The organism is Microbacterium sp. CFH 31415 (assembly GCF_022538185.1).
In the GTDB taxonomy this organism is placed as follows: Bacteria; Actinomycetota; Actinomycetes; order Actinomycetales; family Microbacteriaceae; genus Microbacterium.
Genome location: NZ_JAKYXC010000006.1, coordinates 286,712 through 296,777, shown reverse-complemented (window position 1 = coordinate 296,777; position 10,066 = coordinate 286,712). Strand labels below are relative to the sequence as shown.

Annotated in this window: 9 protein-coding genes and 1 pseudogene; 1 reads left to right on the top strand and 9 read right to left on the bottom strand. The window is 68.8% G+C overall.

Going from position 1 to position 10,066, the window contains the following annotated elements; genetic code table 11:
- Positions 1-260, bottom strand: a pseudogene (locus tag MK786_RS09365) (NAD(P)-binding domain-containing protein); the annotation flags it as partial.
- Positions 261-375: 115 nt separating this feature from the next.
- Here MK786_RS09365 and MK786_RS09360 point away from each other — a divergent pair.
- Entirely contained in the window at positions 376-501 is a 126-nt protein-coding gene (locus MK786_RS09360; protein WP_241111955.1) for a DUF805 domain-containing protein, read from the top strand.
- Positions 502-549: 48 nt separating this feature from the next.
- Here MK786_RS09360 and MK786_RS09355 read toward each other — a convergent pair whose 3' ends face one another.
- From MK786_RS09355 to MK786_RS09320, 8 genes are all read right to left on the bottom strand, one after another.
- Positions 550-2,142: a GMC oxidoreductase gene (locus MK786_RS09355; RefSeq protein WP_241111954.1), complete on the bottom strand. Its 1,593-nt coding sequence runs from the start codon at positions 2,140-2,142 to the stop codon at positions 550-552.
- An 18-nt stretch (positions 2,143-2,160) separates the two neighbouring features.
- Positions 2,161-3,630 (bottom strand): MFS transporter, encoded by a 1,470-nt coding sequence (locus tag MK786_RS09350; protein WP_241111952.1) that lies wholly within the window; start codon positions 3,628-3,630, stop codon positions 2,161-2,163.
- Positions 3,631-3,771: 141 nt separating this feature from the next.
- Positions 3,772-4,752 carry a fumarylacetoacetate hydrolase family protein gene (locus tag MK786_RS09345; RefSeq protein ID WP_241111951.1) on the bottom strand — a complete coding sequence of 327 codons (981 nt, stop codon included), beginning with the start codon at positions 4,750-4,752 and terminating at the stop codon, positions 3,772-3,774.
- A complete protein-coding gene (locus MK786_RS09340) occupies positions 4,749-5,789 on the bottom strand; it encodes an amidohydrolase family protein (RefSeq protein WP_241111950.1) in 1,041 nt (346 codons plus the stop codon). The genes MK786_RS09345 and MK786_RS09340 overlap by 4 nt, the downstream gene beginning before the upstream one ends.
- Positions 5,786-6,922 (bottom strand): FAD-dependent monooxygenase, encoded by a 1,137-nt coding sequence (locus MK786_RS09335; RefSeq protein WP_241111949.1) that lies wholly within the window; start codon positions 6,920-6,922, stop codon positions 5,786-5,788. The genes MK786_RS09340 and MK786_RS09335 overlap by 4 nt, the downstream gene beginning before the upstream one ends.
- Positions 6,923-6,958: 36 nt before the next feature.
- Complete coding sequence (locus MK786_RS09330; protein WP_241111948.1) at positions 6,959-7,957, bottom strand: cyclase family protein; 999 nt, start codon at positions 7,955-7,957, stop codon at positions 6,959-6,961.
- Positions 7,954-8,916 carry a fumarylacetoacetate hydrolase family protein gene (locus MK786_RS09325; protein WP_374200457.1) on the bottom strand — a complete coding sequence of 321 codons (963 nt, stop codon included), beginning with the start codon at positions 8,914-8,916 and terminating at the stop codon, positions 7,954-7,956. Before MK786_RS09325 ends, MK786_RS09330 begins: the two co-directional genes overlap by 4 nt.
- Positions 8,917-9,001: 85 nt before the next feature.
- Positions 9,002-10,021 carry a VOC family protein gene (locus MK786_RS09320; RefSeq protein ID WP_241111946.1) on the bottom strand — a complete coding sequence of 340 codons (1,020 nt, stop codon included), beginning with the start codon at positions 10,019-10,021 and terminating at the stop codon, positions 9,002-9,004.
- Positions 10,022-10,066 lie beyond the last annotated feature (45 nt).

Sequence of the window (10,066 nt, the reverse complement as noted above, 5' to 3'; positions counted from 1 at the left end):
CGGTGCCGCGGCGGATCAGGTCATACGCCTCGGCGATGAGCTGCATGTCGGCGTACTCGATGCCGTTGTGCACCATCTTCACGAAGTGACCGGCACCGTCGTGGCCGATGTGCGTCACGCACGGCTCACCCTCGGCGACCGCCGCGATCGAGCGCAGGATCGGACCGAGCGTGACCCACGACTCGTCCGACCCGCCGGGCATGATCGACGGGCCCAGCAGCGCACCCTCCTCACCACGAGATCCCGGCGCCGACGAATGAAGGAGTTCTGTGGGTTTAATTTACATTGAGCAACTGATTGCACTTCGGGAAAGCAGGGGCGCTGGGGTCGCATATCGTCCACCTCGGGAGGCGCTGGGTCAGCAGAGTGTCGCGCATGAGCACACCCTCCTCGGCTTCGCTCGCCGATCCGCTGTACGGCGCCTCTTCGGGCAGGCATCGCCGGTTCTTCTGCAAGTACGCCGCGTTCTCGGGCCGCGCCAGCAGGTCCGAGTACTGGTAAGCGCTGAGACGGGTCAGCGAGCCAGCGCGCCGCGGAGCGCCTCCGGGCTCACCCTTGCGACTCGTCCGCGTAGGCGTCCAGGCCGGCCGCGACCGCCCGCGCTCCGCGCACGGCGATCGCGACGCTCATCAGCGTCGGATTCATCGTGTTCGCGGTCGGGATCAGAGCGTTGCCACCCACGATGAGGTTCTCGAATCCCCACACCCGGGAGTAGGGATCGGCGACCGACGTGCCGTCGTCGGCCTGGCCCATCCGCAGGGTCCCCATGTAGTGCAGGCTCGAGCCGTTCGGCAGCAGACGGGGCTCGGCGACGAAGCTGCCCAAGGCGCCCCCGGCGCGCCGAAGGCGCTCCGTCGCCTCGGCGATCTCGCGTTCCTCGACCTCGGTGAGCGCATACTCGATCGTCATGTTCGGCATCCCCCGGTAGTCGAGGTCATCGTCCGAGAAGCGGACGCCGTCCTCGACGCGCGGGTGCTTGCGCACTCCGTAGCCCATGTTGACGTAGCCCCAGCGGTTGCCGGCGTGCGCGCTCGACGGGTCGAGCGGGAACGGCGGGTTCTCCGCGTACATGACCTGGAGGGAGAAAGGATGCCCCGGCTCCGAGAACGGGATGCGGTTGACGGCTGCGATGGGATCGGCGGCATGCTTGGCGCGCCGGGCGAGCTCGTCCTTCAGTTCGTCATCGCTCACGAGCGCACCCATGCGCTCGCCGTCGAGGGCGACCGTCGAGATCACGACGTGATGCTCCGTGAGGTACCGCCCGAGAGCCTCGGGACGGATCCCCGATGCCCACAGCAGCTGCGGCGAGCGGAACGCATCGGCTGCCACCACCACGACATCGGCGGGCACGGTCGACACCTCGCGCGTGCGCAGGTCCTCCACGACGACCCCGGTGGCCCGCACGCCGTCGTGCTCGACCTTCCTCACGAGCGACAGGTCGCGAAGCTCGAAGCGGCCCGCGAGCGGGTTCCCGGCATCGATGAGCGGCCCCAGCACGACATCGGCACCCGCCCAACGCATCGATCCGTCGGGCTGAGGATCGCCCGCGACCGGAAGCGTGCTCACCCCGTAGCCGTCCGGCAGCTCGCCGCCGAACTCGTCCTCGAGCAGCATCCGGATGGCCCCGCCGATCGCCGAGTCGGCGAACGCCGCGCTCTGCGCGTGCAGGAGCGACTCGGCCGTCTCGATGAGGCCGTCCCACTCCGCACCCGGGATGAACGAGACCCTCTCGCTGAACGCCGGGCGAGGGATGGCGCACGTCCAGTGCGCTCCTTGCCCGCCGACGTTGGTGGCGGCCGCCGCAGCGGGGAACGTCGGCGCATGAGCCGACCCCTCGCCGCCGAAGTCGAGAAGATGCGTGCCTTGCCGGGCGGTGAACATCCCCTCGACGACGACTCCGGCCGGGATGCCGAGGCTCTCGCGCAGGGCACCGGCCTGAGGCCCTTGCGACATCTCGCGGGCGCGCTCCTTGGCGACGGGGTCCTCGATGTTGCGGACGCTCTCGCCCGGGATGGCGGTGAGCTGGGGACCCGCCTCGAACATGGTGACAGTGGCGCTGGGGTGCGACTCGAGGATGATCCGGGCGTAGGCGGACCCGATCGGGCCACTGCCGACGATGACGACGTGGGGAGGGTTGGACATGACGTCTCCTTCTCGGTTTCAGGCGCGAAGCGGTTCGGGGTCCCGTGCGGCGGCTTGCTCCTCGGGCAGGCGGCCGGCGGGAAGCAGGACGGCGGCGATCACGCCGATGCCGTAGGTGATGGCGAGTCCGACGAAGATGGGCGCGAACACGCTCGTGTAGATCCCAGCGATCTCGGCCTGAATCGAGGGCGATGCGGCGTGGACGAGCTGGGGGGTCAGCGTGGCGGCATCGACCGTGGAGGGCAGCAGCGAGGTGACCCCTGCGGCGATCACTCCCCCGATCACCGCGGTGGTGACCGTGGCGCCCACCTGCCGGACGAGATTCACGGATGCGGTGGCGGATCCCAGTTCGGAGCGGGGGACCGCACTCTGCACGACCGCGATGATCAAGCTCATGAATGCTCCGGTGCCCACGCCAACCGCGAACATGACGATCATCGGCACCCACAGCGGAAGTCCGACCGGAAGAAGCGACATCGTCAGCAGCCCGACGGCCGCAAGGCTGGTGCCGGAGATCGCGAAGACGCGGTAGCGGCCGGAGCGGCTGGCGAGCCATCCGGTGACGAGGTTGCTCACGAGCATCCCGAACACCGTCGCGATGGGCACGAGACCCGACACCGTCACCGACGTGCGATAGGCCATCTGGAAGTAGGTCGGCAGATAGGCCGTCACCGAGAACAGCCCGACGCCGATGATCGCCGAGAGCGCCAGCCCGGCCGCGATCGTGCGGTCGGCGAACATCGCGAGGGGAACGATGGGCTCCGGTGCGCGGAGCTCGACGAAGAGGAACGCGGCGAAGGCGCAGAGCGCGATCACGAATGCCACCACGGCGGCCGAGCTCGAGCGGTCGCCGGCCCACGACACGGCGAGCACCAGAGCGACGAGCGACGCCGTGAACCACGCGGCGCCGGCGACGTCGAAGCGCCGGGGCGCGGCGGCTTCGATGTGCGGCACGGCGACGATCGCCAGAGCCAGCGCAGCGAGGCCGACCGGGACGTTGATCCAGAACACCCACTGCCAGCCCCAGTACTCGGTGATGAGCCCGCCGAGGACGGGGCCGACGAGGATCGCGATGGGGAAGGCCGCACCGATGACGGCCATGTGCCGCGGTCGCTCCCGGGGTGAGGTCACGTGGGCGATGATCGTCTGCGACATGAGCTGGAGCCCAGCCGAGCTCATGCCCTGGATCACGCGGGCGATCACGAGCCACGTCATGCTCTGCGCGAACCCGCACAGAACCGAGGCCCCGAGGAAGACGACGAGCGAGGTCACGAACACGAGCCGCGGCCCGACGGCGTCGCCGAGCTTTCCGATCACCGGAAGCAGGACGGTGCTCGCCAGCGTGTAGCCGACGACCACCCAGCTCATGTGTTCGAGGGCTCCGAGGTCTCCGGCGATCGTGGCGAGCGAGGTGGACACGACCGTGTGGTCGAGGGCGCCCAGGAACGAGACGGACAGAAGGGAGATGACGAGGAGGCGGAGCCTCACTGGAGACAGCTGCATGCGCGGGTCGCCCGAACGATCGGGCCATCGACGCGACGGTGTGTGCCCCGCTCGCGACTTCGCGAACGGGAACGGACCCGTAGGCCCCGACGTCATGAACATGATAGCACAGCTTTAGTAGAAAAGCTACGAAAGTTCGCGCGATCGACGCCGAGCGCGGTGCCGCGCTGCGGGGACGCCAGGCGCGACGACCTGCTCTCCTACGGGTCCGGCCAGTTCCCCGATTCCCTCGATCCTCATCCGGACGACGTCGCCGGTGACCAGGGGAGGCGGGGTGAGGCTGCCGTTGCGGCCCCACAGCTCGCCGAGGCAGCCACCATTGCCCACCGTTCCCGAGCCCAGCACGTCGCCCGGCACCACCCGCGAGTTGCGCGAGGCGTAGGCGACGAACTCTGGGAACGGCCAGCCGGCGTTCGACACCAGGTCGTACCCGATGAGGTCGTCGTTGACGTACACCTCGGCGCGAAGCTCGAGGAAGCCCTCGTCGTCGAGGTGCGGTTCGAGCTCATCGGCGGTGACGATCCAGGGTCCGAGGGACATCCCGAAGTCCTTGCCCTTGGCCGGCCCCAGCCGCACCTTCATCTCGCGCGCCTGGAGGTCGCGGGCCGACCAGTCGTTCATGATCGTGTACCCGAAGATGTGCGCACCCGCCTCATCCGGACGCAGGTTGCGGCCGTCCGACCCGTCGACCGCCCCGATGACGACGGCGAGCTCGAGTTCGAAGTCGAGCCGCTCGGTCTGCGGCGGCGCCACGGGCTCGCCCGGCCCGAGGATCGTGTGCGGATTGGTGAAGTAGAAGGTCGGCGCCTCGTACCACTCCGGCGCCACGTGGCTCTTTCCCTCCACTCCCGCGCTCACCCCCTCGACATGCTCCTCGAAGGCGACGAAGTCGCGGATCGACGTGGGCACGAGCGGCGCCAGCAGCCGCACCGAGTCCAGCGCGGTCCCCCGCTCGTCGGCGACGCGCTCGAAGAGTCGGCGGGCGGCCGGCAGCCCCTGAGCGAGCACCTGGGCGACCCGCAGCCCGTTCGGAAAGGGGACGACCCGATCGCCGACGACGAATCCCTCGCCGAGCTCTGCCCCGTCCCTCCAGCGGGCGACTTTCACGCGCGCACCCGCGTCCGCAAGACCTCTTCGGCGTTCTCCCCGAGGATCCGCGCCGTGATCTCGGTCGGCAGTTCCGCTGATCGCACGAACGCGACGGGGTCATCGAGCCCCATGTCGAACGGGAAGTCGCTGCCCAGCAGCACGCGGGATCCCCCCGCAGCCTCCACCAGGTGACGCAGCGCCAGCGAGTCGTGGACGACGGTGTCGAACCACAGCTTGCGCAGGTAAGTCGACGGCGCGTGCGCGCATCGCTGCGCCTCGGGCCGGACCTTCCACGCCCGGTCCGACCGGCCGATGGCGAAGGGCAGGTAGCCGCCGCCGTGCGCGGCGACGATCTTGAGCTCCGGATGCCGGTCGAGCACGCCCGCGAAGATGAGGTGCGAGAGGGCGACCGCATTCTCGGTCGGCTGCCCGACGGTGTTCGAGAGGTAGAACCGGTCCAGGCGCTCGTCGAGGCTGCACCCGAAGGGATGGAGGAAGACGACGCAGCCGAGTTCGGCTGCGCGGGCCCAGAACGGCTCGAGACGCTCGTCGGACAGCTCGACATCGCCCGCGAACGAGGAGATCTCGACACCGGCGAGACCGCGCCCGAGGACGGCGTCGTCGAGGTACTCGACGACGCGCGAGGGATGCTGCAGCGGGACCACGCCCAGGCCGACGAGGCGGTCCGATGCCTGGGCGACATGCTCGGCGATGAGTCGGTTCGTCTCCATCGCCACCCACACCGCGAGTCCTTCGGGCGCCCACGGGTAGAAGTGGTTCGGCGACACACTGACCCACTGGGTGTCCACCCCCTGCTCGTCCATGGCGGCCAGGCGCGCTGAGACATCCGTCAGCTTCGGGATGCGCGCACCGATCATCGCCCCCGAAGCCTTCAGGCTCTCGACCCCGTTGCGGCGGCGCTCCAGGTCGGCGGCCCCGGCGACGAGTTCGGGGGCGCGTCGCTCGACCTCGGCGTGCAGCTGAGGCAGGAGAAGGTGGGCGTGGACGTCGACAACCGGCATCCGGTCGCCCCTGACCGAATCGAGCTCGGTCATGCCGGCACAGCCATCTGCTGGGCGATGCCGAAGATCAGCCCGCCGGCGTCCGCGTCACGGTTGCCGTCGATCTGCCATTGCGCGAGCTGAGCGGATGCCTCGACCACGGCCTTGGCTCGCGGCAGGCGACGAGCGTGGAACGCGTCCCACAGACCCTCGTCGACCGCGTCGCGTCCGGTCAGGAGGTCGGTGAGCACGACGGCGTCCTCGAGGCCCTGCGCTGCGCCCTGCGCGATCGTCGGGGGGCACGAGTGCGCGGCGTCTCCGATGATGACGACCCGGCCGCGGTTCCAGGGCCCCTCGACGAGGTGCTTGGTGAACCACGTGTAGTTCGCGTGTGCGCCCTTCTCGAGGTCGGCACGGATCGAGTTCCACGGGCCGCCGTACGCGCGCGACTCGTCGAGCATGATCTTGGATGCCTCTTCGTCGGAGACGCCGAACCTGTCCTGCGCCTTCTCGACCAGGAATGCGTACATCGAGTTCTCGCCGGTCGGGGTGTAGCCCGCGATGTAGACCGGACCCCCGTAGTACAGCTCGCTGCGCTCGACCTCGGCCGGCCGTGACACGAAGGTGCGCCAGATGCCCATGCCGTTCGGCTCGGGCGCCGTATCGATCCCCATCAGCCCGCGCACGGCGGAGTTCAGACCGTCCGCTCCGATGAGCAGGTCGTAGACGCCGGCGGACTTCTCGTCGACGAACACCTCGACGCCGTCGTCGGCACGGGCATCGAGCCCGGTGACTTTGCGGCCGAAGTGCACTCGTGCGCCGGCACGCTGAGCATGCTCGAGCAGGATGCGCGCCAGTTCGGGCCGGGGCATCCCCATCGCAGCCGGATAGTCGGGACCACCGGTCTTCACATCCGGCAGATTCGCCACAACGGGGGCATCCGGTCCCGGGGCTCGGAGCGTCAGGCCCTCGAACGGGTACCCCGCGGCGCGGATGTCGTCCCACGCGCCGAGCGCGTCGAAGGCCCGCAGCGCGTTGCCCTGGAGCGAGATGCCGGAACCCAGCGCACTGAGCTCGGCCTTGGACTCGAAGAGATCGACCTCGACACCGGCCTTGGCCAGCTGGATCGCGGCGGCCAGTCCGACGACGCCGGCGCCGGCGATCGCGACCTTGGAGACTGCGGTCATGTCAGAACCTCCCTGTTCTGTCTGTGTGGAGTGCGTCTAGAGGATGGCGACGGGGTTGATCGGCGAGCCGACGGCCCCGGTGATCGGCAGCGGAGCGGCCGACAGGAGGAAGGAGTATCGCCCGAGTCTTGCGCACTCGTCGGCGAGCGCGTCGAGGTTCCACATCTCGCCGATGGTCAGTCCGAGGTTGGGGATCACGACCTGATGCAGCGGCTGGAACGCGGGCACATCGAACTCGTTCGGCCGCACCTCGAAGCCCCACGTGTCGGTGGCGATCGCCGCGATCTCGGTGCGGTGCAGCCAGCCCGCAGTGGTGAGCGACAGCCCCGGCGCCGGCCCGCCTGCATAGTCGCCCCAGCCGTCGCGGCGGGTGCGCGCATACTGTCCTGTGCGAACGAGAACGATGTCGCCGCGTGTCACCGTGCTCGATGGTCCCTGCGCGGCGATGCACGACTCCAGGTCGGCCGCGGTGATGGCATATCCGTCCGCCAGCTCGCCGGTCGCGGGCTGCAGGTGCCGACCGACGTCGAGCAGCACACCGCGGGAGACGATGACGGATGCCGTGTGCTCGATGCCCGTCACCAGGTCGCCGTCGCTTGTGACGACGTCGCCTGCCCTCCGTCCGTTCCAGGCGTTGCCATGGTCGAAGATGTGGCCGAGTCCGTCCCACTGCGTCGAGCACTGGAGCGGCATCGCGATGACGTCGTCGGCTCCGCCGATGCCATGAGGGAATCCCTGGTTGCCGCGCTCGGCGTCGGTCCCGGTGTCGGTCATCGTGTGGACGGGATTGGTCCGGCGACGCCAGCCCTTCTGAGGGCCGTCGGTGTCGAATCTCTGCGACAGCGACACGACGAGACCTTCGCGCACGAGCTCGGCGGCCTCGACGCGTTTCGCGGGATCGATGAAGTTCAGTGTGCCGAGCACGTCATCCTCGCCCCAGCGACCCCAGTTGCGGAACGCCTCGGCTCGCGCCGCGATCTCGGCCTCGGGGTCGGTGCGGTCGAGGTCGGCCGGGTTCTCCGACGGAGCGGTCATCGTGCGCCCTCCGCCACGCAGCGGACCACCTGGGTTCCGAGACCCGCGATGCTGCCGGTCATGACGTCGCCGTCCTGAAGGAACCGCTTCCAGTGCTGTCCGTTGCCGGCCGGGCTTCCGGTGAGCAGGAGGTCCCCGGGAAGCAGAGGCATCGTCTGCGAGGCGCCCGAGATGAGGGCCGGGATGTCGAAGAGGAGGTCGGACGTCGAGGCATCCTGCATCACCTCGCCGTTCAGCTCGAGCCGGACGTTGACGTCGGAGGCGTCGACGAACGGCGCCGGAACCAGGAGAGGACCGGTCGGCAGGAACCCCGGCGCGTTCTTCGCCCGGTACCAGTCCGTTCCGATCTCCTTCATGTCCTTCCGGAACACGAGATCACGCGTGGTGATGTCGTTGACGATCGTGTACCCGGCGACGTGGTCGAGCGCGTCCTCGCGACGCACGCGGAAGGCCTCGCGGCCGATCACGACGGCGAGCTCGAGTTCCCAGTCGTGCACCTTGCTGTAACCGGGGAGGGCGAGCGCAGCGTCCTCGCCGACGACGCAGGCGGGAAGTCCGATGAAGAAGTACGGCTCACCGGACCGCTTGCGCTCGTCCATGATGTCCGCCGCGAAGGAGCGGGCCTGATCGGGCGTCCGAGAGCCATCCTGGGTCAGTCCGGCCACGACGAGCTCGATGACGTGCTGACGATAGTTCGCTCCCGTCTGCAGCACCTGGCGGGGTTCGACCGGCGCGGTGAGCGTGACCTCAGCCAGCGGCATCCACTCGTCATCGTCGTCGGTGAGCGCGGCCAGATGTTCCCAGTCCGGTGCGGCGAGGAAGTCGTTCAGCGTGGGCGAGCCCAGCTCATCGCGCCCGAGCGGGCGCACCCGGTCCCCCGACAGCAACCCGAGGCGCACGCCGGAGCCGGTGCGGTAGCGCACCAGCGCAAAGGGGGCGTCGAAGCGTTCGATCGTCATCGTCATCCGTTCTCGCTCATCATCGTGCGAACTGGTGTCGCGGGCGACCCAGGCTATGGGGAGCACCGGGTCGCCCGCGAAGCTGTCAGCCCTGACCGTGCTTGGCGTAGGGGTTCAGGAGCGCGTCCTTGATCTCGTCGGGCACGCCCTCCTCGGTGGCCGAGGGCCCGTCGGCAGGCGGGAAGGATTCGGTCATCGACATCGGCATCGCGCTGTTGCGGTAGAAGTTGTTCGAGCCCTGGGACGGCTTCCAGGTGTTGGCCTCCCAGTCCGGGACGTAGTTGCGGTAGCCACCCGTGTTGAGCTCGATGCGGAGGCTCGAGGGCTCGCGGTAGTAGAGGAAGTTCTGCTCGCCGATGCCGTGGATCGAGGGTCCGTACTCGATGGGATAGCCGTTCTCGCCGAGGATGTCCGCCGCGATGAGGAGCTCTTCGCGGGTGTCGACCCAGAACGCGTAGTGGTTGACGCGGCCGGCGCGGGTGGAACCGTCGAGCACCACGCCGAGGTCATGCGATTTCTCGTTGGTGGTGAGCACCGAGAAGACCGAGATCGGCGCTTCGTCGAGCTGGGTGCGCGCCATGAAGCGGAAGCCGAGGACATCGACGTACCACTGAACGAAAGCGTCCACGTCGCTGGTGGCGACCGTGACGTGGTCGAGCTGACGGGGTGCACCGGCGACCTTGCTGCGCCGCGACGGGCGGTCAGGGTAGATGGAGGCGGCATCGCCTTCGGTGTCGTGGTGGCGGGTCACGTCCCAGTGCAGGGTCATCGAGTGGCCCCACGGACCGACGAAGCGATACGCACGGCCGATGCCGTTGCCTTCGAACCACTCACCGGTGATGCCGGCTGCCTCGATCTTCTCGGCGGCCGCATGGAGGGCCTCGGCCGAGGAGGTGCGCCACGCCATCGTCTCGAGCGAGGGCTCGTCGCCCTTCACAACGACGACGGAGTACTTGTAGTAGTCCCCCCAGCAGCGGAGGTAGACGCGATCGTCCTCACGCCCGACTTCGATGAGGCCGACCTGATTGACGTAGAAGTCGACGGATGCCTCGAGGTCGGGCGTCGTGATCGCGACGAACGAGAGGTGGGAGAGCAGCTTGATCATCTTCGATCCCTTTCGGTGAGTCTTCGGGGTGATCCCGTCACCTAC